The 25,790-nt window shown below is 57.0% G+C and carries 25 protein-coding genes and 1 pseudogene; 9 read left to right on the top strand and 17 right to left on the bottom strand.

From position 1 onward, the window contains the following. Positions 1 to 156: 156 nt before the first annotated feature. The 4 genes from D882_RS0101805 to D882_RS0101790 form a co-directional block, all read right to left on the bottom strand. Positions 157 to 1,551, bottom strand: coding sequence for an undecaprenyl-phosphate glucose phosphotransferase (locus D882_RS0101805; RefSeq protein WP_027921642.1), 1,395 nt, complete (start codon positions 1,549 to 1,551; stop codon positions 157 to 159). A 361-nt stretch (positions 1,552 to 1,912) separates the two neighbouring features. Continuing rightward, positions 1,913 to 2,587 (bottom strand): helix-turn-helix domain-containing protein, encoded by a 675-nt coding sequence (locus D882_RS0101800; RefSeq protein WP_027921641.1) that lies wholly within the window; start codon positions 2,585 to 2,587, stop codon positions 1,913 to 1,915. Between the two features lie 29 nt (positions 2,588 to 2,616). Continuing rightward, positions 2,617 to 3,378 (bottom strand): EAL domain-containing protein, encoded by a 762-nt coding sequence (locus D882_RS0101795; protein ID WP_027921640.1) that lies wholly within the window; start codon positions 3,376 to 3,378, stop codon positions 2,617 to 2,619. Between the two features lie 28 nt (positions 3,379 to 3,406). Beyond that, complete coding sequence (locus D882_RS0101790; RefSeq protein WP_027921639.1) at positions 3,407 to 4,147, bottom strand: winged helix-turn-helix domain-containing protein; 741 nt, start codon at positions 4,145 to 4,147, stop codon at positions 3,407 to 3,409. Positions 4,148 to 4,633: 486 nt separating this feature from the next. On the opposite strand from D882_RS0101790, the gene D882_RS0101785 reads away from it, so the two are divergent. Continuing rightward, positions 4,634 to 5,467 (top strand): undecaprenyl-diphosphate phosphatase, encoded by an 834-nt coding sequence (locus D882_RS0101785; protein ID WP_027921638.1) that lies wholly within the window; start codon positions 4,634 to 4,636, stop codon positions 5,465 to 5,467. 47 nt (positions 5,468 to 5,514) lie between these two features. On the opposite strand, the gene dusA is transcribed toward D882_RS0101785, so the two are convergent. Both dusA and D882_RS0101775 read right to left on the bottom strand, forming a co-directional pair. Continuing rightward, complete coding sequence (gene dusA / locus D882_RS0101780; RefSeq protein ID WP_081743876.1) at positions 5,515 to 6,510, bottom strand: tRNA dihydrouridine(20/20a) synthase DusA; 996 nt, start codon at positions 6,508 to 6,510, stop codon at positions 5,515 to 5,517. Between the two features lie 314 nt (positions 6,511 to 6,824). Then, positions 6,825 to 7,430, bottom strand: a complete 606-nt coding sequence (locus D882_RS0101775; protein ID WP_027921636.1) for a hypothetical protein — start codon at positions 7,428 to 7,430, stop codon at positions 6,825 to 6,827. 287 nt (positions 7,431 to 7,717) lie between these two features. Between D882_RS0101775 and D882_RS0101770 the strand changes: the two genes are divergently transcribed. Then, complete coding sequence (locus D882_RS0101770) at positions 7,718 to 7,936, top strand: hypothetical protein (protein ID WP_027921635.1); 219 nt, start codon at positions 7,718 to 7,720, stop codon at positions 7,934 to 7,936. A gap of 122 nt (positions 7,937 to 8,058) precedes the next feature. Here D882_RS0101770 and D882_RS0101765 read toward each other — a convergent pair whose 3' ends face one another. From D882_RS0101765 to D882_RS0101740, 6 genes are all read right to left on the bottom strand, one after another. Continuing rightward, entirely contained in the window at positions 8,059 to 8,844 is a 786-nt protein-coding gene (locus D882_RS0101765; RefSeq protein ID WP_027921634.1) for a transporter substrate-binding domain-containing protein, read from the bottom strand. A 75-nt stretch (positions 8,845 to 8,919) separates the two neighbouring features. Beyond that, entirely contained in the window at positions 8,920 to 9,864 is a 945-nt protein-coding gene (copD, locus tag D882_RS0101760) for a copper homeostasis membrane protein CopD (protein ID WP_027921633.1), read from the bottom strand. Between the two features lie 3 nt (positions 9,865 to 9,867). Then, the gene (gene copC / locus D882_RS0101755) at positions 9,868 to 10,239 is read right to left on the bottom strand and encodes a copper homeostasis periplasmic binding protein CopC (RefSeq protein ID WP_027921632.1); all 372 of its coding nucleotides are present in this window, start codon (positions 10,237 to 10,239) and stop codon (positions 9,868 to 9,870) included. A 38-nt stretch (positions 10,240 to 10,277) separates the two neighbouring features. Further along, entirely contained in the window at positions 10,278 to 11,165 is an 888-nt protein-coding gene (locus tag D882_RS0101750; RefSeq protein ID WP_027921631.1) for a copper resistance protein B, read from the bottom strand. A gap of 11 nt (positions 11,166 to 11,176) precedes the next feature. Continuing rightward, positions 11,177 to 12,883 carry a copper resistance system multicopper oxidase gene (locus D882_RS0101745; RefSeq protein WP_027921630.1) on the bottom strand — a complete coding sequence of 569 codons (1,707 nt, stop codon included), beginning with the start codon at positions 12,881 to 12,883 and terminating at the stop codon, positions 11,177 to 11,179. A 106-nt stretch (positions 12,884 to 12,989) separates the two neighbouring features. Further along, entirely contained in the window at positions 12,990 to 13,694 is a 705-nt protein-coding gene (locus D882_RS0101740) for a murein L,D-transpeptidase catalytic domain family protein (RefSeq protein ID WP_027921629.1), read from the bottom strand. 81 nt (positions 13,695 to 13,775) lie between these two features. On the opposite strand from D882_RS0101740, the gene D882_RS0101735 reads away from it, so the two are divergent. Then, positions 13,776 to 15,527 (top strand): murein L,D-transpeptidase, encoded by a 1,752-nt coding sequence (locus D882_RS0101735; RefSeq protein ID WP_027921628.1) that lies wholly within the window; start codon positions 13,776 to 13,778, stop codon positions 15,525 to 15,527. Between the two features lie 41 nt (positions 15,528 to 15,568). Here the strand turns inward: D882_RS0101735 and D882_RS0101730 are convergent, their stop codons facing one another. Further along, on the bottom strand, positions 15,569 to 16,036 hold the full coding sequence (locus D882_RS0101730) for a hypothetical protein (RefSeq protein ID WP_027921627.1): 468 nt from the start codon (positions 16,034 to 16,036) through the stop codon (positions 15,569 to 15,571). A 308-nt stretch (positions 16,037 to 16,344) separates the two neighbouring features. Here D882_RS0101730 and D882_RS0101725 point away from each other — a divergent pair, with 308 nt between their 5' ends. Together D882_RS0101725 and D882_RS0101720 are read left to right on the top strand one after the other, a co-directional pair. Next, a complete protein-coding gene (locus D882_RS0101725) occupies positions 16,345 to 17,916 on the top strand; it encodes a GGDEF domain-containing protein (RefSeq protein ID WP_027921626.1) in 1,572 nt (523 codons plus the stop codon). 141 nt (positions 17,917 to 18,057) lie between these two features. Next, positions 18,058 to 19,464: a DUF1254 domain-containing protein gene (locus tag D882_RS0101720; protein WP_027921625.1), complete on the top strand. Its 1,407-nt coding sequence runs from the start codon at positions 18,058 to 18,060 to the stop codon at positions 19,462 to 19,464. A 54-nt stretch (positions 19,465 to 19,518) separates the two neighbouring features. Here the strand turns inward: D882_RS0101720 and D882_RS1000000133040 are convergent, their stop codons facing one another. Further along, on the bottom strand, positions 19,519 to 19,824 hold the full coding sequence (locus D882_RS1000000133040) for a hypothetical protein (protein WP_081743874.1): 306 nt from the start codon (positions 19,822 to 19,824) through the stop codon (positions 19,519 to 19,521). A 269-nt stretch (positions 19,825 to 20,093) separates the two neighbouring features. Continuing rightward, positions 20,094 to 20,168: pseudogene (locus D882_RS1000000133035) on the bottom strand (GNAT family N-acetyltransferase); the annotation flags it as partial. Between the two features lie 131 nt (positions 20,169 to 20,299). On the opposite strand from D882_RS1000000133035, the gene xth reads away from it, so the two are divergent. Together xth and D882_RS0101705 are read left to right on the top strand one after the other, a co-directional pair. Next, positions 20,300 to 21,094 carry an exodeoxyribonuclease III gene (gene xth / locus D882_RS0101710; protein ID WP_027921623.1) on the top strand — a complete coding sequence of 265 codons (795 nt, stop codon included), beginning with the start codon at positions 20,300 to 20,302 and terminating at the stop codon, positions 21,092 to 21,094. Between the two features lie 111 nt (positions 21,095 to 21,205). Continuing rightward, positions 21,206 to 22,033: an arylamine N-acetyltransferase gene (locus tag D882_RS0101705; RefSeq protein ID WP_027921622.1), complete on the top strand. Its 828-nt coding sequence runs from the start codon at positions 21,206 to 21,208 to the stop codon at positions 22,031 to 22,033. Positions 22,034 to 22,066: 33 nt separating this feature from the next. On the opposite strand, the gene D882_RS0101700 is transcribed toward D882_RS0101705, so the two are convergent. After that, on the bottom strand, positions 22,067 to 22,399 hold the full coding sequence (locus D882_RS0101700) for a BrnA antitoxin family protein (RefSeq protein WP_027921621.1): 333 nt from the start codon (positions 22,397 to 22,399) through the stop codon (positions 22,067 to 22,069). Positions 22,400 to 22,402: 3 nt separating this feature from the next. Next, on the bottom strand, positions 22,403 to 22,705 hold the full coding sequence (locus D882_RS0101695; protein ID WP_050590131.1) for a BrnT family toxin: 303 nt from the start codon (positions 22,703 to 22,705) through the stop codon (positions 22,403 to 22,405). 57 nt (positions 22,706 to 22,762) lie between these two features. Between D882_RS0101695 and D882_RS0101690 the strand changes: the two genes are divergently transcribed. Beyond that, complete coding sequence (locus tag D882_RS0101690; protein ID WP_027921619.1) at positions 22,763 to 24,280, top strand: nucleobase:cation symporter-2 family protein; 1,518 nt, start codon at positions 22,763 to 22,765, stop codon at positions 24,278 to 24,280. 250 nt (positions 24,281 to 24,530) lie between these two features. After that, positions 24,531 to 25,790, top strand: a complete 1,260-nt coding sequence (locus tag D882_RS0101685) for a molybdopterin-dependent oxidoreductase (RefSeq protein ID WP_027921618.1) — start codon at positions 24,531 to 24,533, stop codon at positions 25,788 to 25,790.

Genomic DNA, 25,790 nt, shown 5'->3' with positions numbered 1-25,790 from the left:
ACTGACGTTGTAGATCGCACCGTATCCACTGCAAGACATGGCGCCGTATTCTCTGCGCTATCCCACGCTTGAATCAGCACTGCAACCTGATCGACGCCCATGAAAAAGGGGACTTGCGTCCCCTTGTGGTGTTGCTTGTGTCTGTCTACCAAGCCATCAATAAATGTCTTTGGACAGCAAGGTGAAAGGCGTCTTCACCAGGATCTTCAGGTCCAGCCACAACGACCAGTTGTTGATGTACTTAAGGTCGATCTCCACCCGTTTCTGCATCTTGTCCAGGGTGTCCGTTTCACCGCGGCAACCGTTGATTTGAGCCAGCCCGGTAATCCCCGGTTTGATTCGGTGACGGGCCATGTAGGCGAGGATTTTCCCGGAGTAGTAGTTGTTGTGTGCAACGGCGTGCGGACGTGGCCCGACCAATGCCATGTGGCCTTGCAGCACATTGATCAGCTGCGGCAATTCATCGAGCGAAGTGCGACGGATAAAACGCCCAACCGGGGTAATCCGCGAATCGTTACGACTGGCCTGCTTGACCTCGTGATCATCGTGTACGCGCATCGAGCGAAACTTCCAGACCTGGATCACCTTGCCGTTCCAGCCGTGACGGTCCTGCTTGAAGAACACCGGGCCTGGCGAATTGAGTTTCACCGCCAAGGCAATGAGCAACAACAGGGGGCTTAGAAGGACAATGGCCAACAACGCCACGCTCTTTTCCAGCAGGCTTTTACTCAGTGCGGCGGTGGGCTGGCTGGTCAACGGGCTTTCATTCAGGTAGATCGCCGGCAAGCCGTCCACGACTCTTACTGAGTGATTGAGCAGCGTCAGACTATTCAAGTCCGGCACCCAGACCACGTCTACGTTGGCACCCAGCAAATCGATATACATGGCCTCGATTTTCGCCGCTTCGCTCAGGGGCAGCGTAATGTACAACCGTCGGATGTCATGGGCTTCGATCAACTCCAGCAGCTGTTCCTGGGGGCCCACGATACGCGGTGAGCCCGGCGCCGGCGGAAGCGTGGTGTCCGTGCTGACCAGGCCCACCAGCGGGAAGTGCTCCAGGCTGCGCAGTTTGCGGGCCAATCCCAATGCCAATTCGCCAGTCCCCACGATCAGGGTCTTATGCTCGCTTTGAAGCGACCGCTGATAGTATTGCGAGAATCCGTGTAACGGGACGTACAACAGCGCTTGCCCGAGGTAACCGCAGGCGGCCCAGACCAGGATAAGTTGACGAGAAAACAGTTCGTCAGCCTTACAGATAAACGCCACACAGGCTAACGCGGCCAATGTCATTGACCAACCCATGAACAAACGTCCCAAGCCCGTCAGATAGTTATCTTTCTTTGCATAGACGCCGCACCATGTATAGGCGGGAACCGAAGCAAGTACAGTCAGAATTGCACAGACTCGATAATAGAACTCTAGCGTTCCGGTGTGGTAATAAACCAATGAAAACAACAGGGCAACTACAAAGCCCTGACCCAGTGCCCATTGTCCCCAGAAGGTCAATCCTTTGAGGTGGGTATTTCGATTGATACGAAGATTGTTAACCATGCGATATCCCCAAAATACGTCCATTCGCGCGTCGACAGACAACAGCCAAAGTTGATGAAGCAAACGTTATTATTTTTATAAGATTGCAAAGCATTAGTGGGCGAATTGCCACTATGCGGTGCGCTCGCCAGTGAATAGATTAATTTATTGGGGAGAGGGCTGTCTGACGACTTCTAACGGCTGATAAGTTCTGTGGGTTGTTGATCTTGAGCGGCGGGGTGTTAGAAATAGTCGATAAATGTAAGTTGGGGTGGCATGGCATGTATGGAGGGGGAGTTTCAGCTGCGAGGGGGGGTGGGAGTATAAGATAGTGTGCTTTCTTATTTTTGTAATGCACTACCCGCAGGGTCGTTGCGTTTTTTCAGGTGAGGCTTTTTCCTCGTATGATTTTTTGTGTCAGGCAATAACCTCGGTTCCTGACCGCTCGGAACAGGCGTTCGCCGTTACTGGCGTTTTTAAACTTTTCCTGTAGTCGACTAAGGCACATCTCGAGACCTCGATAATGTTCCGGCTCCCTGCCGATGCTCCGAATAAGATCATCTTTGCTCACGACGCGATCATCATGGTTGAGCATTTTTTTGACCAGCGCGGCCTCGAGGCCAGTCAAGACAATCTCGATATCATCTCTGATCAGAGCTCCGTTGCCGTTGCTCAGTCGCCAGGCTTCTGCATGGGAATTGAGTGGCTTGGCCGCCGTGTACATGGCGTCCGAGGCTTCATCTGTACGAGCGTTGCTGTTATTGAATCGCGTGTCGGGCTGGACTGTTCGCCACTCGGATTCGAATGACGAAAGCATACGCTGTGTATCACGTTTGATAACAGGCGGGACAATACTGTCCAGGTGAGGGGAAAAAAACTCCATGAGCTTAGGGGGGGAAGAGGGTGGGGCAACACCTTCGACAAACATTTTTGCCTGTGAGGTGCCAAATGAGTTGTATCGCTTGTTCGACAGCAATGCTTCCAGCTCAAGTTGTAATGCCGAGCTGTGAGTAACGACGACAAAATATTTTCTGGGGAGGGTTGTGCTGCTTTCCATGTCTTCTCTCCTGAAGTGCACTTTCGGTTTTAATTCAAAAGGATGTCGGCAGGGGAGTAATGGCTCCCTTGGAAGTAATCAAAGGGCAACGCGCGTGCCAGTACATGACTGGCAGACTGCTCGACTCTGTCGGCTATGAAGACGACTTTGGTGGTGTGAGTCAGCATGGTCATGCGTTCATGAAGTCGATTGAATAACTCAGGGTTGCCAGTTTGTTTAAGGTTCAAGTCTAGGGTTGGAAGGGGGATTTTTATATAGTCGAATAGATTCAGGGTGGTAAAGAGTTCGATACTTTCGTCGTGGATATCATAGCCGTCGAAAGCAATCTCTATCCCATGATCTTTCAGCAGATAAATGTTGTTGAGGATTTTCTTTTTGTCGGTGAAACTCACCGCCGAAAGAGGCAACTCATTGAGAGCGACAGCCAGTGTCTGGCCAAAGTTACTCAGCGCATCGTTGCACTGGATCAACTCTTCGGTGAGTGCAGGACTGGCGAGATCTGATTGCCCTACGCAAACGAATCGCCGGCTCAGGTATTTATTTTCGCTGGAAACATTGCGGTCTTTCAGCGAAAAGGCAATCAGCCGGGTCTGCATCAGTACTTCACTGTAGATGCCACTCATCTGCTTCATGGGTGGTGCACTGCAGGCACGTGCGGGCGGAACCTGACTGTCGTCAAATTGTATTCTGATCTCGCTGCCAAATGGGCAGTCATCGCGAGTGAGGATCAATTGTCGAGATAAATAATGACTCGCACGATAGATGTGAGACGCGCTCCCCGTTGCGTTCATACTGCAATTACTCCCTTGATACTAATCATCAGGCGGTCGAGATCAGACCCCTGATTAAACGATAACCATGGCCACGAATACTTTGAATAGCATTCGTGCCATATAGGCCTTTTATCTTTCCACGAAGGCGGCTGATGGATTTTTCCAAGGCCCTTGGGTCATAAAAATTAATATTAAGCCCCATGATTCTGGCGATTTCATCGTGGCTCAATATTTGATTTTTTGTGCCGGAAAATGCTTCTAGTATCTTCATTTCCGGAAACGATACATCCAGTCTTTTACAGTCTCCAATCAGGCACATGCGAGTGGGGTCCAGAAGCAGATTGTGTTGCCTCTGCCATTCCGCGCTATTAAAAAACTCGGAAAGCACGTCCGAGTTTTCGTCTGCCAAAGTACCAAACTTAATACAATAGTCGGCCCCGGCAAGATAATATTTCATCTTGTTGTAGGTGCCTCTACCTGTGATCGCTACAAAAATAAGGAGTGCATGGTTGTCAGCACGCATATTTTCAACGAGGGCAAGGCTCTCAACAAACGCTTGAGGGCTGTCAATGACAATGAAGACAGCCCGGTATGAATGAACGTCTTGATTTTTTCTGAAAGAGTTGCTGTAGCACGTTGTATCAACAGGTATATCATTCGGGACGTGGCTTGCTAATAGAGTCTTAAAGTCCTCCACTAACGTTTGGGTCCACCCAATGGTGAGAATACCGATCACCTCCTTCGCGTGACTGTGGCTGGTAGTCGTTATTTTCCCTGTAAGCATCATGCTTTGACTCGGCTGGGTGCTGACGTTCGAATGTTAAAGCACTGATTCTCATCTGTGACTGACAATTGGTAACATTTCATGGGGTTTTCTCGCAGGCATCACATTTTTTTAACATTGCTGGTGAATTTGTTAGAAATCATTGCACTTCTGTGTAGTTGATGGTTGCAGGCAAAAGAGTGTCATTGTGCCATCTTTCGGCTTGTTCTCCCGCCTTTCCAGCGCAGTACCCTGTGCTTCTGGTTAACCCGGCCGCTGCGTGACTTTATGAGGGGAGTGTTATGAATGATCAGCAGGCAGGTTGGATTGAGCTTTTCTTTGGTGCTGAACTAACTGCTATTGATCCTTGTATAACATCAGGGTTGTCAGGTGTAGTGCTGGACAATAATTAACAAGGTGTTCTCATGCGCGGCTGAATGCGTTTTACTCTCTGTTTGACGATGCATTAAAAGCACGTCAGCGGACGTGTTTTTTTGATGGGGAGGATTGATGGATTTTTGGACTACTGTATCGATATTGATTTTAGGCGTGGTCGAAGGGCTGACAGAGTTTTTGCCTATATCAAGTACAGGGCATCAAATTATTGTCGCGGACTTGCTCGATTTCGGTGGTCAGCGAGCAATGGCCTTCAATATCATCATTCAACTGGGTGCAATCCTGGCGGTGGTCTGGGAGTTTCGTCGCAAGATCCTCGAAATCATCACGGGCTTGCCAACTCAACGTAATGCACAACGTTTTACCTTGAACTTGCTGATCGGTTTTATGCCGGCCGTGGTCTTGGGCGTATTGTTCGCCGACAAGATCCATGAGTATCTGTTTAATCCCATCACCGTGGCAGTGGCGTTGGTAGTGGGCGGCTTTATCATGTTGTGGGCAGAGCGGCGGGAACATGTGGTGTATGTCGATCATGTTGACGACATGCGCTGGACCGACGCTCTAAAGGTCGGCTTCGCACAGTGCCTGGCAATGATTCCGGGCACCTCACGCTCTGGATCGACCATTATCGGTGGGCTGCTTTTTGGCCTGTCGCGCAAGGCCGCCACCGAGTTTTCGTTCTTCCTCGCCATGCCGACCATGGTCGGTGCCGCGGTCTACTCAGGCTACAAGTATCGAGACCTGTTCCAGGCCGCCGACCTGCCAGTGTTTGCCCTGGGTTTTGTCACCGCGTTCTTGTTCGCCATGATCGCTGTGCGCGGCTTGCTCAAGTTCATCGCCAACCACAGTTACGCGGTATTCGCCTGGTACCGGATCGCATTCGGTTTATTGATCCTGGCAACCTGGGCATTTGGCTGGGTTAACTGGACTGAGGCGGCAGCGCTCTGATACACCAACCAGGCTGCGAGAAATGCAGCCTGGTTTTTCGCTAACCGTTAGCGCCCCTCAAGTAACTCCGCCGCCTGATCCAGCAACGCCAACGGCTCTTTAGCCTTGTGAATATCTACCGACAACAACTGCCGAAACTTGCGCGCTCCCGGAAACCCGGTGCCCAGGCCCAGCACATGCCGGGTGATATGGTGCATCGAGCCACCCGCATCGAGGTGTGCGGCAATGTAAGGCCGCAACTGCGCCAGCGCCTCGGCACGGCTGATCACCGGTGCCGTACTGCCGAACAGTTGCTGATCCACCTCAGCCATCACATAAGGATTGTGGTACGCCTCGCGCCCCAACATCACGCCGTCGAACGTCTGCAAATGTTCGTGACAGGCCTCCAGCGTTTTGATCCCGCCGTTGAGAATAATCTCCAACTCCGGAAAGTCCGTCTTCAACTGCGCTGCCACGTCATAACGCAGGGGCGGAATGTCGCGGTTCTCCTTGGGCGACAACCCCTCCAGAATTGCAATCCGCGCATGCACCGTAAAACTCGTGCACCCGGCGTCCCGAACCGTGCCGACGAAATCACACAGCTCCTCGTAACTGTCCCGCCCATTGATCCCGATGCGGTGCTTCACCGTCACCGGAATCGACACCGCATCGCGCATCGCCTTCACACAATCCGCCACCAACTGCGGATGCCCCATCAGGCACGCGCCGATCATGTTGTTCTGCACCCGATCACTTGGGCAGCCGACGTTGAGATTCACCTCGTCGTAGCCGTGTTCCTGGGCCATGCGGGCGCAGGCGGCGAGGTCCAGCGGGACACTGCCACCGAGCTGCAGGGCGAGCGGGTGTTCGGCTTCGTTGTGACGCAGGAAACGCTCGTGATCGCCGTTGAGCAGCGCGCCGGTCGTGACCATTTCGGTGTAGAGGAGGGCGTTTTTCGACAATAGGCGTAGGAAAAAACGGCAGTGTCTATCAGTCCAATCCATCATCGGGGCGACGGAGAAGCGGCGGGAGAGCGGGGCGGGTGCGGCAGTGATTGGGGGCATTGGGGGTCTGGAATCGGTGGGGCGAAAGACCGGAGTTTATCAGGAATGGGCTGGTTGGGTTGAGGCGAGTCCTGCGAGATAGCCCTCCGGACGCCGGGAATGGTCTTGAGCGAGACAGTCATCAGGCGGACTGATGGCATCTGGCTATAGATTGCAAAGCTGTTTAAGGAGCGTATTGGTCAGATTCGCAGAGGTCAGGCCGACCTGTTCAAAGTTGAGAGGCCTGTAGAGGCTTGCTGATTTTTGAACTGAAAGGGAGGCGACGCATTAAACAGCTCCGCCCCTTTCTCGTACATTCTCGTCAAGGGCCCAACTCAAAAAAACCAACTGCGATTATCTTCCAGTGCCTGGCGACAAAGCTTGAGCTGCGAATTATAACTTTGTGATTGTTGTTCCACTTTGCGCGCTACCTGTATGAGCCAAGGCTTGCTGAGGTGGGTGCCGTTACGATAGCCGCCACGCCCCTCGTGGTACGCCAGATATTGGTTGTAAGCATCCCATTTCGAGATCCCGAGTTGGCGCTGGGTGCCGGTTGTGTACCAGCCTATGAACATGATCGCGTCATCAAAGTTGTCACGCGAGCCGCCATTGCCAGTGCCGTTTTTGTACTCACCCCACACCGGGTCTTGCGCTTGCGCATAGCCGTAGGCGGAACTGACTCGACCCCAAGGGATGACCCACAACAGGTAGTCGCGGGGTGGCAAGGCATCGGAAATAAAACTGCTTTCTTGCTTCATGATGGCCATCGCCACATGTTGAGGCGTGCCCCACTTCTCCTGCATCTTCAGCGAGTCTTCATACCAGTCAGGGTATTCACGATAGATGTTGCAGAGGTTGTTCTGGTCTTTGGGGGGGGGCGTTGCGCAACCCGTCAAGGTCAGCAGCATCAATACAGGTAGCCATGTTCGCCATTGCTTCATTCATCGTGTCTCGGAAAAGAGTAAGGGCGACGTCAGCCCATCTATATTGCTCGTGGCTCGCGTGGAGCAAAGCACCGCTAGCAACGTCTGATGACATTTGGCTGGATGGGGTCACCCGTTAAGCGATTGGCTTTGTAACGTTCTGCGACCATTGAACTGACCAAAACTGCGATTCCTGAACCAACGCTGTCGCCCCGCAAAGTTTCATAATCCCTACTGACATTGCAGCCTAGGATGACAACTCAAGCTCGTATCACCGCGCCCTCCATCCCACAGGGAACTGAAAAATGATCTCGAATCTCTTCAAAGTTGTGCTAGTCGGTGGTGCAGTGCTGTTGAGCGCCTGTTCGGGTGCAAGTACCCATAGCGAATATTCGGAAGCCACGCTGCCGTCTGCCGGTTTTGGCCCGGGGCCGACCAACAACCCCAGCAAGATGAATGTGCATGGCAGTGCGCTTGGTAACAGTTTCGGCGAGTACAGTTCGGGGTTGTTGCACGACGATTAACTAACGGCGGAAGTGTTTCCGCCGTTTTGCGTTTTGCCTGATAGGGCGTGTAGGTAGGCGAGGGCGACTGCTGCGCAGTCGGACGCTGGCTTCGCCAGCTGCTATAGAGGGGAGTTGGCGGGTTATTTAGTCTCGGGTGTTGCTATCCACTGACTCAGGACTTTTTGGTAACTGCCCGTCACCTTGGCCAGGTGCAGCCACTGATCGACATACAACTTCCAGGTGATGTCGTCGCGCGGTAGCAGGTAAGCCTTTTCCCCATACTGCATAAACTTGCTCGGGTTCACTGCGCACAAACCGGGTTTGAGTTTCTGCTGGTACAGCGCTTCCGACGCATCGGTAATCATCACGTCAGCCTTCTTATCCAGCAATTCCTGGAAGATGCTCACGTTGTCGTGAAGGCTCAATTGCGCCTTGGGCAGGAAGGCGTGAACAAACGCTTCGTTCGTACCACCAGCCGGTTCAACCAGGCGCACTGAAGGCTGGTTGATTTGCTCGATGGTTTGGTACAGCGCCTGATCGTCGCAACGCACTAGCGGGATCTTGCCGTCGACGTCCAGCGTGGTGCTGAAGAAGGCTTTTTTCTGCCGTTCCAGTGTCACCGAGATACCGCCCATGCCGATGTCGCACTTACCCGCCAGCATGTCCGGCATCAGGGTTTTCCAGGTAGTGGGTACCCATTCAACTTTGACACCGAGGCTGTCCGCCAGTGAGCGGGCCATGGCGATGTCGATGCCCGAGTATTCGCCGTCCTCGGCTTTGGAGGTATAGGGTTTGTAGTCACCCGTGGTGCATACGCGAAGTTGGCCTTGCTGGATGATGCTGTCCAGATGCGAAGGTTCTGCCTGAACGCCAAACGATAGAGCGAACAAACCACCGAGCATCATTGTGCTTTTTATGTTCTTCATTGTTCTCGGACTTTTTTGATGGATTCTCATCAGCCCAGCGATAACGCAGAGCCGTCCCCGAACGCATCATAAACACTAAATGCTGTTCTGGGGTTTGAGTGCCAGTTCTGGACTCAACGTCCCCAACCACGCCACCAAACCTACAATCAATACCGCCGCTGCCAATTCCACCCACACGCTGCGCCGCAATGCATTGGCGGCGACCTGATATTGACCGTCTCGTAGCGACCGCTCCAAAAATGGCCCGAGGTGAAAGCGATTCAACGCCGCGAGCACCAGCATCCCGGCGAACAGTGCCACTTTGATGAACAGCAAAATCCCGTAGGTGCTGAGCAATACGTCATCCAGTGTCGGGCCCACGATAAACAGATAATTCACAACGCCCGTCACCGTAATGACCACGACGATCAGCGCACCTGCCGTTTCAAACCGCGAAACCGCACGGGCCAATATTTTGATGCGCTCGTCAGTTTGCAACGCATTGATCTTCGCCATCAACGCAAACGCCACCAGCGCACCCAGCCAGGCACCAGCGCCCCACAAATGCAGAATGTCGCTGGTGAAATGCCAGTGGCGCCGACTGCCTTCATCCATCGCCCCATGTCCGCTCCACGCGAGAGAGGCGAGGGCGACACCGCCGCCAATCGAGGCGATCAACAAACTCATGCCGGGCGCGCGGAGGTTGAGCGTCACGGCCAAACCACAGACAACCAGCGCGACGATGCGCACGATCCAGGCCCATCCGACATCCGTTTCAAACACCATCATCTCGATGTGCGGACGCAGTTCAGCGAGGTCTGACTCTCCGCTCATGGCGCTCGCCATCGCCACCATGCTGACGATGGACAGCAACAGCCCCAGCCCTGCCGTCCCCGTCAACAACGACCAAAACGGCAGCACCACCCCTGACAAACGCTCCCGTCCCTGAAGGCTGTAAATCCCAAACAGCGCCAGCCCGAACAGCAGCATCAAGTCCAGGTACAACGCAAACCGCAGCGCAATGCTGACCGAGTCGCTCATCGATCACTTCACTTTGAACGTGACATTGCCGGTAATCGGGTGGGTGTCCGATGACACTGCGCGCCAATCCACTTTGTAGGTGCCGGCGGGCAGTGGCGAGAGTGGTGTGATGACCATGGTTTTCGGGTCGCTGCCCCCGCTGACTTTGGCCTTCATCGGCATGGGCGAGTGGGCCATGCCGGGCATTTCGGTCATCACCAGTTTTGCGCCAGAGAACTGGGTCATGAGGTTTTCCGAGAAGTGCAGTTCGATGGTGTTCGGTGACGCGCCCTCCGCACCCTCAGTCGGGACGGAGGAGAGCAGTTTCGGGTGCGCTTGAGCGAGTGTGCTCATCAGCAATCCGACGGCGATAGCGGTGATGTTGATGGTGCGCATGCAAGACCTCATTAAAGTGTTGTTTTGGGTGAAGAGGTTTAAAACCACAGCCGAACCCCGAGGACCAGACGTGCTTCACTGCGATCCTCACCTTCGTCGCTGGCGTAGTCGGTGGTTTTGCCGTAGGTGCGGTTCCAGGTCACGCCAACGTATGGCGCGACCTCCCGGCGGATTTCATAGCGCAGGCGCAGGCCGGCTTCGGTGTTGGACAGGCCTGAGCCGATCCCCCGTTGCGGGTCGTTTTTGCCGTAGACGTTCAGTTCGGCGGTCGGCTGCAGGATGAGCCGGTTGGTCAGCAGAATGTCGTAGTCGCCTTCCAGTCGGGCGGCGGTTTGCCCGGCTTCGCCGATGAATGCGGTGGCTTTGGCTTCGAAGTTATACAGCGCCATGCCTTGCACGCCGAAGGCCGCCCAGGTTTGTGGGGCGCCGGGTTTGAAGTCCTGGCGCACGCCGCTGACCACGTCCCACCAAGGGGAAATCGCATGGCCCCACAAGGCCTGGACTTCGGCGTCCTCGGTCTTGCCATTGCTGCGCTCGCCTTCGGAGCGCAGCCACAGGCGATCGATGTCGCCGCCGACCCAGCCGGACAGATCCCAGGCGAGCGCGCTGCCGTCATCAGCGTCCTGCCATTCGAGTTTGTCGGCGAGAAAGTAATAATTGAGCGCAGAGTCATGCACCTTGTGCCCGCCGGGGCTGGCGAATACGGCAGCGCGATCGGCATCGGTCAGCGCCGCGATCGGCGTGCGACTTTCGGTCGGTGCGGCGGGCTGCATCTGGAATTCGTCCATGCTTTGCATCTGGCCGGGGTCCATGCCGGTCATCTGGCTGTGGTCCATGCCCTGCATGTCGTGGGTGGCGGCCATGGCCGAAGAGAGTGTCAGGCTCACCGTTATGAATGCCAAGGAAATCGGGGTAAGTCGGGTCATGGAGTAGCGCCTCATTCTTCCACGCGAACTTCACGGAACATGCCCATTTCCATGTGGTACAGGAGATGGCAGTGATAGGCCCAGCGGCCGAGCGCATCGGCCGTCACCCGGTAGCTGCGTCGAGAGCCGGGTGGCATGTCGATCGTGTGTTTGCGCACCATGAACTGGCCGTTTTCGTCTTCGAGGTCGCTCCACATACCGTGCAGATGGATGGGGTGAGTCATCATCGTGTCGTTGACCAGCACCACGCGGACCCGCTCGCCATACTTGAGGCGCAGCGGTTCGGCGTCGGAAAATTTCACGCCGTTGAACGACCACGCGAACTTCTCCATGTGGCCGGTCAGGTGCAGTTCGAGGGTACGACCGGGCTCTCGGCCATCGGGGTCTTCGAAGGTACTGCGCAGGTCGGAATAGGTGAGCACCCGGCGCCCATTGTTGCGCAGGCCCAAGCCCGGATCGTCGAGTTTTGGCGAGGTGGTCATGGCCTGCATGTCCACCAGCGAGTTGTCTTTTTCCGTGTCCGGATGAGATTGCATGCCCGGCATGGCCATGCCGCCGTGATCCATGCCCGCCATATCGCCCATGCTGCCGTGGTCCATCCCGCCCATGCCCATGTCATCCATGGTTACACGCGGGCGAGGGTCCAGCGCAGGGATCGGCGCGGATAAACCCGCCTTCGAAGTCAGCGTGCCACGGGCGTAGCCGGTGCGATCCATTGATTGGGCGAAGAGGGTGTAGGCCTCTTGCGTCGGCTCGACAATCACATCAAACGTCTCCGCCACAGCGATCCGAAACTCGTCGACGCTCACCGGTTTGACGTGCAGTCCATCCGCCGCGACCACGGTCATTTTCAGGCCGGGAATGCGCACGTCGAAATACGTCATGGCCGAGCCGTTGATGAAGCGCAGGCGCAGCTTCTCGCCGGGCCGGAATACGCCGGTCCAGTTCCTGTCCGGCGCCTGGCCATTCATCAAAAAGGTGTAAGTGGCGCCACTGACGTCGGCGAGATCGGTGGGGTTCATCTTCATCTCGGCCCACATCTTTCGATCCGCGACCGTCTCGCCCCAACCTTTTTCGCCGACGTCGTGGATGAAGTCACCCACGGTGAGTTTGTTGTAGTTGTAGTAATCGGACTGTTTTTTCAGCGTCTTCATCAGGTCGGCCGCGTCTTCGTCGGACCAGTCGGTCAGCATCACCACGTAATCGCGGTCGTACTGGAAAGGCTCCGGTTCTTTGGCGTCGATCACCAGCGGGCCGTAAACACCGGATTGTTCCTGAAGGCCCGAATGGCTGTGGTACCAGTAAGTACCGTTTTGCCGGACCTTGAATTGATAGACGTACATTCCACCGGGCTCGATCCCGTGGAAGCTCAATCCCGGCACGCCGTCCATGTTCGCCGGCAGCAAAATGCCGTGCCAATGGATGGAGGTGTCGTCCTTGAGCTGGTTCCTCACCCGCAGTGTGACGGTGTCACCTTCACGCCAGCGCAGCAGGGGGCCGGGGATGCCGCCGTTGATGGTCATGGCGGTGCGTGGGCTGCCGGTGATATTAACCGGGGTTTCGCCGATCAACAGGTCGAAATCGTTGCCCGCCAGGACCTGAGGTTCACCGGGGCTGGAGACGGCCCAGACTGGCGCACGCCATAAGCCGAGACCGCCGAGCAAGCCGCCGGCGGCCAGGCCCTTCACGAAAGTGCGTCTTGAGGTGTTGGAATGCATGCCGTTGTTCCCGGACCGTCAACGTGGAGTTGACGGCGAGACTAACGAGGGCTGCCTTTCAGAAGACTGAGGAGGGGATTACAGTTTTGACAGGTTCACGCAGTGTTTACTTGCGGAGGGTGGATTTTGACGCCGACGCGACCGTGCCACTGCCGCAGTTGATATACGAAGAGGTTTTCAACCAGCGCTGATCCGGATAGTAAGAGAACAACAGCTGCCCATCTTTCATCGAATCAATCAGCCGATGCGCAATCGCCGGCCTGACTGCCGGGCAGCCGAGGCTTCGGCCAATCCGGCCATTGACCCGGGCCAGCATTGGATTCACATAGGGCGCGCCGTGAATCACGATCGCCCGGTCAAAGGCGTTGTCGTTGAAACCGGGTTCCAGGCCTTCCATGCGCAACGAGTAACCGTTTTGCCCGACATAACTTGACTGTGTCCGGTACAAGCCGAGACTGGTGGCGAAGCTTTCGTTTTGATTGGAGAAGTTGACGGCCATGTTCTCGCCGCTGTTTCGACCGTGGGCCACCAGTTCATGGAACAGCAGCTTGCGTTTTTTAAGGTCAAACACCCATAACCGTTGTTCGGTGGAGGGCAGGGAATAGTCGATGATCGCAAGCCTTTGGACAGGGGCTGCGCCTTGAGCGATGCTGCATTGTGAAGCGCGGACGGCCAGGTTAATGACTTTTGCGTCGGCACCCGGCGCTGCTTTGACGAGGGCGGCGGCCAGCGAATCGGCGTAGGCTGATGGTACGGACATTGCAGTCAGTAGCAGGGCCGCCAATGGAAGGCCAAAACGTAGTAGCGCCATATAGATGTCTCATCATGTTAAGTTCGAGTCTAGCAGTGCGTGGGAAGCTAGCGAGTGAATGCGGGAGATTAAGGATTATCCATGGTGCAATTAACAAGGTTATTCGTCATAAGCCGCGTATTTTTTATGGGCTTTCTGATCAGCGGTGCAGCAGTCGCCGAAACTTCGCCGATTGAGTCGGTAACTGAACCGAACACCGTGATGGACGCCGCAGCGGACGACAACGTCGCTCAAACGATTCAGGCGTCGCTTGCGCCATTGAAAACCGCATTCCCGCCCTTGCTCACTTCAAAGCGCTATCGGCGGCTGGATGTCAGTCGTCTGGTCATGGATTTTTATACCCATCGTGCCTATCGCGCGGCGTGGACCAACGATAGCGATGTCGCACAGTTGATCAAAAGTTTGAACAACCTCCAGGCCGACGGTTTGAACCCGGCGGATTTTCATGTGGATGAAATTGTCCGGACTCAACCCTCGGTGCAAACCCTGACTGCCTCGACTGAGCAGCGCGCAGCGTTTGATATCGCCACCACCCACACTTTTATTACCGCGCTGCTGCAATTACGGCGCGGCAAGGTCGACCCTTCACGGCTGGACAATCACTGGAATTTTGATTCGAACGGCGTCGATCCCCGTAACGACATTAACGCCTTCTTCGCTGCGCTCGATAATCACGACGTGGCGAGTGCTTTCGCCCAGGCACCGCCACAAGAGGCGGTGTACGTCAGTTTGCGTCAGGCGTTGGCGCAACTGCGCGGTATTCGGGATCGGGGTGGCTGGCCGAAAGTGGTGGTGGACCATTCGCTCAAACCCGGCATGGACGAGCCTGCTGTCGCACAGTTGCGCGCGAGGATGGTCGCGGCAGGTTTTCTCGACCCACGATTGATCCGCGGTACGAAGTACGACGGCGCCGTCACCGCGGCGGTGAAGAAGTATCAGACCGAACAGTACCTTGGCGCGGATGGTATCGCGGGGGCGACCACCCTGGCGGCATTGAATGTGCCGGTTGAGGCGCGCATCGACCAGGTGCGGGTGAACATGGAGCGGGCGCGCTGGCTGCTTTATAAACTGCAGGGCACGTTCGTTATCGTCGATATCGCCGGCTACAAGGTGGCGATGTACCGCGATGGCCGACCGATCTGGCGATCCCGGGTGCAGGTGGGTAAAACGGCGCGCAATACCCCGATTTTTCAGGCGCAGATTACCTACATCACCTTTAACCCGACCTGGACGGTACCGCCGACGATCCTCAAGGAAGACGTGATACCAAAAATTCAGGCCAATCCAGGTTACCTGGCCAGCAACCGGATACGCGTACTGGATCGAGCAGGCAATGTGCTCGATCCGTCGACCGTTGACTGGAGCAATGCACGCGGACTGACCCTGCGTCAGGATGCCGGGCCTGATAGCTCGCTGGGCCAGGTCGTGATCCGCTTCCCCAACGACTATGCGATTTACCTCCACGACACGCCGCATCGCGAGCTGTTTGCCAAGACTGTCCGCGCGACCAGCTCGGGCTGCATTCGGGTCGAAAACCCGCTGCAACTGGTGGAGCTGCTGTTCAACGACCCGGTGAAATGGAACAGCGCCGGCATTCAAAAACAATTGGCCAACGGCAAGACCGAGAACATCCGGCTTCCCGTGAAAGTGCCGGTGTTGCTGGCGTACTGGACGGTGGACCTGGAGAGTGACGGGCGAGTGGCGTTCAAGCCTGATGTGTATGGTTATGACGCGCCGGTGTTGCAGGCACTGAACCGGCCGGCGCCAGTGCCGGCGCTGGATTTGCGTGCGGCGGCGGGTTCGGTGGTGGCGTCGGGGCCGGGTGTGCAATAAGAAGGGGGATGTTAGGCTTGGACCCCTTATGTCGCGCGGGTCTAGAGTTCCAGGCCGTCTTGCACTGCCGTCAGCAAGATGTGTTCTGTTAATGCCACCGCATCGGCTTGTTCACCGGACTGCTCAATCGTCTGCAGCCACCAATGCGTCTCGCCGTGCTCATCCACCGTGCGCAACAGGGCGAGTTCTTTACCTTTGGAGTGAATCTCGATGCGCCCCTCGCCATCCGTGGTGAAGCGGGCGACCGGGTCGAACGTCAGGGTGTGGCGATTACCTTCGATTACCAGTTGGTCGATGGCATAGTCGAACGTTTCCCCGTCCTGACGGCTCTCGATGACATGAGTGGGGTTACGCCGCAGGACCAAACCCACCTCGGTCAGCGGATGCAACCAAACCTCGATCTGGCGATACAGGTCATAAACCTGGCTCGGCCAGCTGTCGATCGCCTGATCGGCACGGGTAGACCCGGTTTGTTTCAACTTCGTGGCGAGCTCGTCTGCCTTACTCATTTCGATTCCTTGTCATGATGTAAGAGTAATCGTAGCTCCTCCAGCGCCATCCGGGTCTTGCCTTGGGTCATGCCAGCCATACAAGCGTGACAATTCTTTTCAGGCCGACAGGACCGTCAATTCTCCCCGCAAAAACTCCACCAGCCCGCGTTGCAACCTGGGCGATGCCCAAAGTGCTCGTGCACAATTGGACAGTGCGATGCGGCGTCTGTCCAAAGGACAATTGCCCCTCACCACGGCGTAGACTAAGCTCACAAAAAATAAGGGTTTTGGGCCTTCGCCCACGCCTTACCCTTACAGGACGAGCTTTGCCTATTCCCCTTCACGACCCGCATCACGCCCCCGGCGGCGCGTTGAAACGGTTACCGCTGCTGACAGCTTCGGTGCTGTTCATCGCGACGGTGTGCCTGTGCCTCTGTGCTTTGTTGTACCTGCAACTGGAGCAGTCGCGCCGCCACGATCTGGACGAGGCGCAAGTGGCGTCGTCGAACCTGACCCGGGCCATGGCGCAGCAGGCTGAAGACACCTTCATGAAAGCCGACCTGGTGCTGACCAGCCTGGTGGACTGGATTCAAACCGACGGTTATGGCACTGCACAACGGGCGCGTTTGCAGAAAACCTTTGCCCGCAGGGTGCTGACGCTGGACCAGTTGCACGGGATTTTCCTGTTCGACAAGCAGGGGCAGTGGGTGGTGACGTCGTTCGAGGATCTGCCCCGGGGCGCGGGGGTTGCCGATCGTGAATACTTCAAGTTTCACCAGCAAAACGTGTCGTCGGTCGTGCACATCGGACCGGCCATCCGCAGTCGGCAGAATGGCGAGTGGATCATTCCAGTGTCCAAGCGCGTCAATGACAAGAGCGGCAAGTTTCAGGGCGTATTGCTGGCCGGCATCAAGATGGCGTACTTCGATCAATTCTTCAAAAGCTTCAGCATCGATGACAAGGGTTCGATGTTTTTGGCCCTGACCGACGGAACACTGTTGGCGCGACGGCCGTTTGTGGAGTCGCTGATCAACACGTCATTGGCCAAGGGCGACATCTTTCAGACGCTGCTGCCGAACGCACCGGCCGGCAACGCGATGATCAGTTCGATCGTGGACGGCATCGTCCGTCTGTACGGCTATCGTCAACTGGAAGGTTATCCGCTGGTGGTTTCCGCAGCGTCCTCACGGGACGCGGTGCTCAAGGGCTGGTACGACACGGCGTTTCAATCCAGCGTCATCGTGGCGCTGGTGATCCTGGGGGTTGGGCTGTTTGGCTGGGTGTTCATCCATCAGGTGCGCGACGGTGAGCGAATCGAGGCTGATTTACGCAAGGCGCAAGAAGCGCTGGAGCTGATTGCCACTCACGATAGCCTGACCGGCCTGGCCAATCGTCGGTTGTTTGAAAGGGCACTGGACATCGAGTTCGCGCGCGGGGCCCGGCAGTTGAGTTCATTGGGCCTGGTCATGCTCGATATCGATTTCTTCAAACGCTACAACGACACCTACGGCCATGTCGCCGGCGACCATTGCCTGGCCGAGGTGGCGCGAGCGTTGAAGAGTTGCTGCCATCGCAAGGCCGATCTGGCGGTGCGTTATGGCGGTGAAGAGTTCGCCGTGTTGCTGCCCAACACCGATATCCATGGCGCGTTGGCGATTGCCGAGCAAATCCGCCGCAGCGTCATGGACAAGAACATCACCCACAGTGGTTCGCCCACGGGCTATGTGACGGTCAGTCTGGGCTGTTACGCATTTATACCGACCGGGCGCGACAGCATTGAGGTGTTCATCGAACGCGCCGATGCCGCGTTGTATCAGGCCAAGCATTCGGGGCGTAACCGGTCCTGCGTGTTGTCGTTGGAAGGGGGCTTGGAGGCGCTGCTGCGCTCGGATCGTTGAGTCGCCCGCCTTGTTGTTTCAGTCTTGCAACACCCCGACAACCGGCCGTCCGTCTGTCAATTCTGGCTGAATCGATCGTCTAGAGTTCCGTAAGCCCTGCCGAACCCGGCAGCGCTCCCCAACGCACGGACGATCGCCTAAATGTTGATTACTCAAGCATTGACAGCCGTTGCTCTAACCCTCGCGGCTGCTGCCGTTTTCCCACTGGCCAGCCAGGCTCAACCGAAAGTCACACCCGAAGAAGCGCACGCCATTGGCGTCGACGCCTACCTGTATTTTTATCCGCTGCTGACCATGGACATCACCCGCAAACAGTTCACCAATATCGAACCCGGCAAAGCGTTTGGTAAAGGCCCGATGAACATGTTTGTGAGCGTGCCGCAGTACCCGCCCGCGGATTTCAAAGGGGTCGTGCGCTCGAATTTCGATACGTTGTATTCCATCGCCTGGCTCGACTTGACCAAGGAGCCATTGGTGATTTCCGCGCCGGACACGGCGGGGCGTTTTTATCTGTTGCCGATGCTCGACATGTGGAGCGACGTATTTGCCTCGCCCGGTTGGCGCACGACCGGCACGCAGGCCAGGCAGTTTCTGGTAACCCCGCCGGGCTGGACCGGAACGGTTCCGGCCGGATTGAGCCATTTGCCGGCGCCGACGCCTTTCGTCTGGATCATCGGTCGTACCAAGACCGACGGCGAAGCGGACTACGCGGCGGTGCACAGCATTCAGGCGGGCTACACGGTGACGCCGTTGTCGCAGTTGGGTAAAAAAGTGGAACCGGTCACGGTAAAAATCGACCCGGCGGTGGACATGAAAACCCCGCCGAAGATTCAGGTCGATACGATGTCGGCAGCACAATATTTTGCCTACGCAGCCGAGCTGCTCAAATTGCATCCGCCACATCTCACCGACCAGCCGATCCTGGCGCAGATGCAACGCATCGGCATTGAAGTGGGCAAATCGTTCAGCTTTGAGGCGCTGGACCCGGCCGTGAAAGCCGCGCTGCAGACGGTGCCTGATGAAGCGCAGACGCTCATGAAGTGGAAAGTGGCAACCCTTGCTCGGGTGGTCAATGGCTGGTCGATGAACACCGACACCATGGGCGTCTATGGCAACTACTACCTTAAGCGCGCGATCGTGGCACAGGTCGGGTTGGGGGCGAACTTGCCCGAGGACGCGATTTATCCGCTGAACCTGGGCGATGACCAGGGCAAGCCGCTCGACGGGGCCAACAAGTACGTGCTGCATTTCGATAAAGATCAAGTGCCACCGGTGAACGCCTTCTGGTCGATCACCTTGTACGATCCGGAAGGGTTTCAGGTGGGCAATTCACTCAACCGTTTTGCGGTCAGTAGCTGGATGCCGTTCAAGACCAATGCCAATGGCTCTCTGGATATCTACTTCCAGAACGAAAGCCCCGGCAAGGACCTGGAGGCCAATTGGCTGCCCGCTCCCAAAGGCGCGTTCAACTTGACCATGCGCTTGTACGGCCCGAAACCCGAGGCGTTGAACGGCAAGTGGAACCCTCCCGCAGTCAAGCGCATGTAATGGACGGGTAATGAAAGCGGGCCATGAATCGCTTCATGGCCTGCTTTTATTCGTTCAGCTGCCCGTTCCACCCCCGGCACCTCCGGTTCCGCCTCCCGCCGCCCCGGTTCCGCCACCTGCTCCGGAGCCCGAACCACTGGCGCCGCCATTAGTCCCGGTGCCGGTGCCGCCGCCCGAGTCCGTGTTACTTCCGGCCGGCGGCGTGCCGGGAGTGTGGTCGGTTGACGTGTTCGAGCCGCTGCTGGTCCCGGACTGGGAGCCGGTCGAGCGGGTGCCTTCGTTGGACGCTGCAAACGTGGCTGCCGAGGCGACGCCTAACAAGCCAGCGAGTAACAGTGACGTGAATTTTTTGGTCATCATGGTTCGTCTCCAAAAACTGAGTCGTTACCTGATGTTGGTGCGAAGGGCGGGGTGGTTGGTGCCGGTTGGATGACGAGTGGCAGTGCTTAACACCCTGGTTGGGAGTGAATCATTGTAGGAGTGAGCCTGCTCGCGATAGCGTCCTTTCATCCGACTCAGCTCTGACAGACCTGATGCCATCGCGAGCAGGCTCAGTCCTACAGTGTTTTGAGGTGTTATCGAGGGACGTATTCCGCCAGTTTCTTCTCGAGATTAAGCCGCACCGCCCCCTGGTTGTTTTCGCCGGTGGTGAATTGCACCCGCACACAGTCCAGCACCTCGAATGCATGGCACGGCATCAGGTACAAGGGGAGCCGTCGTCGATTGGCAAGTGCGCTACTGAGACCTTTAATCGCCTGCTGCGCGGGTCATGGCAACTGTCGCCACGCAATCGGGTCACAACCGGATACCGCCAATCCGTTGCGAGCCTCGGACCATGAAAAACCTGAAAATCGCTACCTTCAATGTCAACGGCCTGCGCGCACGCCTGCCCAACTTGTTGGCGTGGCTGGAACGGGAAAAACCGGACATCGCGTGTCTGCAGGAGCTCAAGTCGGTCGACTCGGCGTTTCCGGTTGCCGAGCTTGAAGCGGTCGGCTATGGCGCCCTCTGGCAGGGGCAGGCGTCGTGGAACGGGGTGGCGATTCTGGCGCGGGATGCGCAACCGCTGGAAAGTCGACGCGGTTTGCCGGGTGACGACACGGACACCCACAGTCGCTATCTGGAAGCGGCAGTGCACGGCGTGCTGGTGGGGTGTCTGTATCTGCCCAATGGCAACCCGCAGCCGGGGCCGAAATTCGATTACAAACTGGCGTGGTTCGAGCGGCTGATCGCCTATGCCAAGGATCTGCAGAGCAGCGAGCATCCCGTGGTGCTGGCCGGCGACTACAACGTGGTGCCCACCGATCTGGACATCTACAACACACGCTCCTGGCTCAAGGATGCGTTGCTGCAACCACAAAGCCGCGCGTGTTATCAACGCTTGCTGGATCAGGGCTGGACGGACTCTTTGCGTCATTTGTATCCCAAGGATCGGCTTTACACTTTCTGGGATTATTTCCGCCAACACTGGCAGACCAATTCCGGGCTGCGTATCGATCACCTGTTGCTGAACCCGGCGCTGAGTCCTTATCTGCAAGAGGCGGGTGTCGATGCCTGGGTGCGCAATGAGCCGCATGCCAGTGATCACGCGCCGACGTGGATTCGTGTGAGTTCGCGCAAGCGACATTGATGTTGGCCAGTGGGTTGATTGGCTAAATCAATTGTCAGTGGCACCGCGTTATCCCTTATACATGGCGGCCATCGGCGGAGAGATCCGCGGCCCAAGCATAAGGACTGAGCAATGAGCGAGCCACGCCTGACCCACCTTGCGTTGTATCTACAGCGCCTGGGCTTCGACGCCCCACCGGCGCCGACCCTGGAAACCCTGCGTCTGCTGCAACTGCGCCACACCGGTGCCTTCGCGTTCGAAAACCTCACCACGTTGTCGGGCGAGCCGGTGCTGATTGACCTGCCGTCCATCGAGCAGAAAGTCCTGTTCGACGGTCGCGGTGGTTATTGCTATGAACTCAACAACCTGTTTCTGGCCTTGCTCCAGGAACTGGGCTTCGATGCTCGCGGCATTACCGGCCGTGTCGTAATGGGCCAACCCGAAGGCGCGTGGACTGCGCGCACGCACCGCTTGAGCCTGGTTACGCTGGACGGCGTGCGCTACATCACTGACGTCGGCTTCGGCGGCATGGTCCCCACCGCACCCCTGATACTCGATACCGACGCTGAACAACTCACCCCCCATGAACCGTATCGCATTGAACGCCATGAAGACGGCTACACCCTGCGGGCCAACGTCGGCGGTGAGTGGCGGCCGATGTACATTTTTGACCTGCAGCGCCAGGAAGATACCGATTACACCGTCGGCAACTGGTACGTCTCCACCCATCCCGAGTCGTCGTTTGCGCGGCAGTTGATGGTCGCCCGGACCGGAGACGGCTGGCGCCGTACGCTGAATAACGGCAGCTTTGCGATACACCGGGTCGGTCGCGAAAGCGAACGGCGGCAGGTGGCGGATGTGGACGAGTTGGTCGGGGTACTGCAGGACGAGTTCGCGATTCGGGTGCCGGAACACGAGGTATTAAGGACCGTGCTTGAGCGATTGATTCACCCAAGCTGAGCCCGTGTTTTTTGCGGCCTCAGAGCGGTGTGTTCAAGGCGCCATCACCCGATGAATCTCACTGAGCACCTCGGTTAATTTTTTCTCGAGGTCCTTCAGTTCGCCAGGGGTTATCCCTTCCTTGAAATGCCTGGCATTCCCGACAGCCGTGCGCTGATCGAACTCAACGGGTGTTTCCCGGCGATTGAGCAGCGCCTGACGCAAGGTGTTATTGATCACCGTCTGATAGCCAAAGCCCTCGCTCTCGGCAAGAGAGCGAGCCGCCTCTATGACGGCATCGTCCAGCATGATGGTGATTCGGGTTTTGCCTTTGCTGCTGGCGATGGCGCCTCGCTTGGCATTGCTGAAGTCGTATTCGTCTTTCATTGGTCAATCCTCCATGTACCGGCGACGCTCGTTTTTGGTAGCGATGCGCGCGGAAATGATTCGAACGAAATTCGGATCTCGATAGGCAACGACCAACAGGCGACCTTTTGCATCCATTCCCATGATGATCCACCGCTGTTCATCATGGTGGAGGTCCTGGAACGTAAGGGCCCGCTCGTCATAGAACACCGGCTCCGTTTCTGAAAGGCTGATGCCTTGGTGCTTTAATTTGTTGGCTGCGTTTAAGGCTGAAATGGACACCTGTCCATAATCTGACTGGGGAGTTGTATACAACTCTATAGACATTTGTCCTGAGTCTTGCATACAGTGTGCGCATAACAAAAACCAGGGAACCCCCTAACTATGAAAACGCCCCATGTTTCACACCAACGGCCCGAGGATGAAAACCTTGGGATCGGCGCGAATATGGCTTACGGCCTGCAACATGTTCTGACCATGTACGGCGGCATCGTTGCGGTGCCTTTGATCATTGGTCAGGCGGCCGGGCTTTCGCCGGCGGACATCGGTTTGTTGATTGCTGCTTCATTGTTTGCAGGGGGGCTGGCGACGTTATTGCAGACCCTTGGTTTACCGTTTTTCGGTTGTCAGTTGCCGCTGGTACAGGGCGTGTCGTTCTCTGGCGTCGCGACCATGGTGGCGATTGTCAGCAGTGGCGGGGAGGGCGGGTTTCAGTCGATTCTCGGGGCGGTGATTGCCGCGTCGTTGATTGGCTTGCTGATCACGCCGGTGTTCTCACGCATCACCAAGTTCTTCCCGCCGCTGGTCACGGGCATCGTGATCACCACCATCGGCCTGACGCTGATGCCGGTGGCGGCACGCTGGGCCATGGGCGGCAACAGCCATGCGCCGGACTTCGGCAGCATGGCGAACATTGGCCTGGCAGCGGTGACGCTGGTGCTGGTGCTGCTGTTGAGCAAGATTGGCAGCGCGACTATCTCCCGGTTGTCGATTCTGCTAGCGATGGTTATCGGTACAGTCATCGCGGTGTTCCTCGGCATGGCAGACTTCTCGTCTGTCACCCAGGGCCCGATGTTCGGCTTCCCGACGCCGTTCCATTTCGGCACGCCGACCTTCCACTTCGCCGCCATCCTGTCGATGTGCATTGTGGTCATGGTGACACTGGTGGAAACCTCGGCGGACATCCTCGCCGTCGGTGAAATCATCGGCACCAAAGTCGACTCCAAACGCCTGGGCAACGGCCTGCGCGCCGACATGCTGTCGAGCATGATCGCGCCGATCTTCGGTTCGTTCACCCAAAGCGCTTTCGCCCAGAACGTCGGGCTGGTGGCGGTGACCGGAATCAAGAGCCGCTTCGTGGTCGCCACGGGCGGTTTGTTCCTGGTGATCCTCGGTTTGCTGCCCTTCATGGGGCGGGTCATCGCCGCCGTGCCGACGTCGGTCCTTGGCGGCGCCGGTATCGTGCTGTTCGGCACCGTGGCGGCCAGTGGTATCCGTACGCTGTCCAAAGTTGATTACCGCAACAACGTCAACCTGATCATCGTCGCTACCTCCATCGGTTTCGGCATGATTCCGATTGCTGCTCCGAACTTCTACGACCACTTCCCAAGCTGGTTCGCAACGATTTTTCATTCGGGCATCAGCTCGTCGGCGATCATGGCGATTGTGCTGAACCTGACCTTCAACCACCTCACGGCCGGTAACTCGGATCAGCAGTCGGTGTTTGCGGCCGGTACGGAGCGAGTGCTGCGCTATCAGGATCTGGCAGCGCTGCGTGAAGGGGATTACTTCAGTGAAGGCAAGCTGCATGACTGCGACGGGAAAGAAATCCCGGTGGTGGAGGCTGACCATGGGCATGGCGAGCCGCGTGCCGCGCATGCGAAAAGCAGTGAACATGTCTGACAACACTCAAGACATGAAACTATGAATAAGGCGTCCTTCGGGGCGCCTTTTTTATTGCCTGAACTACGCTCTGGCGACGGTGCTGACCAACCAAGCCTGTCGTCAAATGTGAAGTCACTGACGTCAAATGAAAAGCGGTCGACGTGCTCGTGGCGATACTGGTTTCCCTGCGAGTCCCCGTTTACCCATCAAGCCTGGCGGGGGAGAGCGGTCAGTTGCATCTCAGTAAAACAATTATAGAGAGCGCAGAATGAAGTTCAGTTTTATAGACAACAGCAAGCCGAGCCGCCGGCGCGTGCTACGCGATACCTTCGTCCTGGCTTTTGCGGCTTCTCCGTTGGCAAGTCTTGCCAAGGCTGCCGAGCAAACCGGGCCAGTTGACGAAGCCGCCGAAGAAGTCACCTTCGCGGCTGGCCCACGGCCGTTGGTGCAATACCCGCAAAAGCGTCCGTTGACCTTGGTAACCACTCGCCCGCCGCACCTTGAGACGCCGTTCCCGGTTTTCAATGAAGGGCCGATCACGCCCAATGACGCCTTTTTCGTGCGTTATCACCTGGCCAATTTCCCTACCAGCATCGATCCGGACACCTTCCGTCTGACGATCAAGGGCTCGGTCAATACGCCGCTGTCCCTTTCCCTGGCGGAGCTGAAAGCCCTCGCCGAGCCGGTAGAAGTGGTCGCCGTCAATCAGTGTTCGGGTAACAGCCGTGGCTTCTCGATGCCGCGCGTGTTCGGTGCTCAATTGGGCAACGGTTCAATGGGCAATGCCCGCTGGGTGGGCGTCCCACTCAAGGCAGTATTGGAAAAGGCCGGTGTGAAAGCCGACGCTCAACAGGTGACCTTCCGTGGGCTCGATAAGCCCGTGCTGCCTAGCACTCCGGAATTCATCAAGGCGCTGGACATCAGTCACGCCATGGACGGTGAGCCGATGATCGCCTGGTCGATGAACGGCACTGATCTGCCATTCCTCAACGGTTACCCGATACGTCTGGTGGTGCCGGGGTATTTCGGCACGTACTGGGTCAAGCACCTGAGCGAGATCGAAGTCGTCGACCACACCTACGACGGTTTTTTCATGGCCAAAGGTTACCGCGTACCCGACAACGATTGCTTCTGCATCGCCCCCGGCACTACGGCGGCGCAAACCAAGCCGATTTCCAAACTGCCGGTGCGCAGCTTCATCACCAGCGTCAAACATGGCGATGTGTTGCCGCTGAATAAAAGCGTGGTGCTCAAGGGCATCGCATTCGACGGCGGCGCAGGCGTCAACAAGGTGGAAGTTTCCATCGACGGCGGGAATAACTGGCGCGAAGCCAAACTGGGTCAGGACCTTGGCCGTTTCTCCTTCCTGGAGTGGACGCTACCGATCACCTTTACCAGCAAGGGCGCCACGCAGTTGATGGTGCGAGCCAGTAACAGTGCGGGCGAGACGCAGCCGCTGCAAGCCGACTGGAACCCGGGGGGCTACCGCCGCCACGTCATAGAAACCAGCCACGTGACTGTCGCCTGA

It is taken from the genome of Pseudomonas sp. URMO17WK12:I12 (assembly GCF_000514395.1).
GTDB lineage: Bacteria > Pseudomonadota > Gammaproteobacteria > Pseudomonadales > Pseudomonadaceae > Aquipseudomonas > Aquipseudomonas mucoides.
Note: the sequence above shows the minus strand (reverse complement) of the source record. Positions and strands in the feature narration are given on the sequence as shown.

Bases quoted from the DNA above. Each gene is read 5' to 3' on its own strand.
- D882_RS0101805 (WP_027921642.1), bottom strand. From the start codon at position 1,551: ATGGTTAACAATCTTCGTATCAATCGAAATACCCACCTCAAAGGATTG.
- D882_RS0101800 (WP_027921641.1), bottom strand. From the start codon at position 2,587: ATGGAAAGCAGCACAACCCTCCCCAGAAAATATTTTGTCGTCGTTACT.
- D882_RS0101795 (WP_027921640.1), bottom strand. From the start codon at position 3,378: ATGAACGCAACGGGGAGCGCGTCTCACATCTATCGTGCGAGTCATTAT.
- D882_RS0101790 (WP_027921639.1), bottom strand. From the start codon at position 4,147: ATGATGCTTACAGGGAAAATAACGACTACCAGCCACAGTCACGCGAAG.
- D882_RS0101785 (WP_027921638.1), top strand. From the start codon at position 4,634: ATGGATTTTTGGACTACTGTATCGATATTGATTTTAGGCGTGGTCGAA.
- dusA (WP_081743876.1), bottom strand. From the start codon at position 6,510: ATGCCCCCAATCACTGCCGCACCCGCCCCGCTCTCCCGCCGCTTCTCC.
- D882_RS0101775 (WP_027921636.1), bottom strand. From the start codon at position 7,430: ATGAAGCAATGGCGAACATGGCTACCTGTATTGATGCTGCTGACCTTG.
- D882_RS0101770 (WP_027921635.1), top strand. From the start codon at position 7,718: ATGATCTCGAATCTCTTCAAAGTTGTGCTAGTCGGTGGTGCAGTGCTG.
- D882_RS0101765 (WP_027921634.1), bottom strand. From the start codon at position 8,844: ATGAAGAACATAAAAAGCACAATGATGCTCGGTGGTTTGTTCGCTCTA.
- copD (WP_027921633.1), bottom strand. From the start codon at position 9,864: ATGAGCGACTCGGTCAGCATTGCGCTGCGGTTTGCGTTGTACCTGGAC.
- copC (WP_027921632.1), bottom strand. From the start codon at position 10,239: ATGCGCACCATCAACATCACCGCTATCGCCGTCGGATTGCTGATGAGC.
- D882_RS0101750 (WP_027921631.1), bottom strand. From the start codon at position 11,165: ATGACCCGACTTACCCCGATTTCCTTGGCATTCATAACGGTGAGCCTG.
- D882_RS0101745 (WP_027921630.1), bottom strand. From the start codon at position 12,883: ATGCATTCCAACACCTCAAGACGCACTTTCGTGAAGGGCCTGGCCGCC.
- D882_RS0101740 (WP_027921629.1), bottom strand. From the start codon at position 13,694: ATGGCGCTACTACGTTTTGGCCTTCCATTGGCGGCCCTGCTACTGACT.
- D882_RS0101735 (WP_027921628.1), top strand. From the start codon at position 13,776: ATGGTGCAATTAACAAGGTTATTCGTCATAAGCCGCGTATTTTTTATG.
- D882_RS0101730 (WP_027921627.1), bottom strand. From the start codon at position 16,036: ATGAGTAAGGCAGACGAGCTCGCCACGAAGTTGAAACAAACCGGGTCT.
- D882_RS0101720 (WP_027921625.1), top strand. From the start codon at position 18,058: ATGTTGATTACTCAAGCATTGACAGCCGTTGCTCTAACCCTCGCGGCT.
- D882_RS1000000133040 (WP_081743874.1), bottom strand. From the start codon at position 19,824: ATGATGACCAAAAAATTCACGTCACTGTTACTCGCTGGCTTGTTAGGC.
- xth (WP_027921623.1), top strand. From the start codon at position 20,300: ATGAAAAACCTGAAAATCGCTACCTTCAATGTCAACGGCCTGCGCGCA.
- D882_RS0101705 (WP_027921622.1), top strand. From the start codon at position 21,206: ATGAGCGAGCCACGCCTGACCCACCTTGCGTTGTATCTACAGCGCCTG.
- D882_RS0101700 (WP_027921621.1), bottom strand. From the start codon at position 22,399: ATGAAAGACGAATACGACTTCAGCAATGCCAAGCGAGGCGCCATCGCC.
- D882_RS0101695 (WP_050590131.1), bottom strand. From the start codon at position 22,705: ATGTCTATAGAGTTGTATACAACTCCCCAGTCAGATTATGGACAGGTG.
- D882_RS0101690 (WP_027921619.1), top strand. From the start codon at position 22,763: ATGAAAACGCCCCATGTTTCACACCAACGGCCCGAGGATGAAAACCTT.
- D882_RS0101685 (WP_027921618.1), top strand. From the start codon at position 24,531: ATGAAGTTCAGTTTTATAGACAACAGCAAGCCGAGCCGCCGGCGCGTG.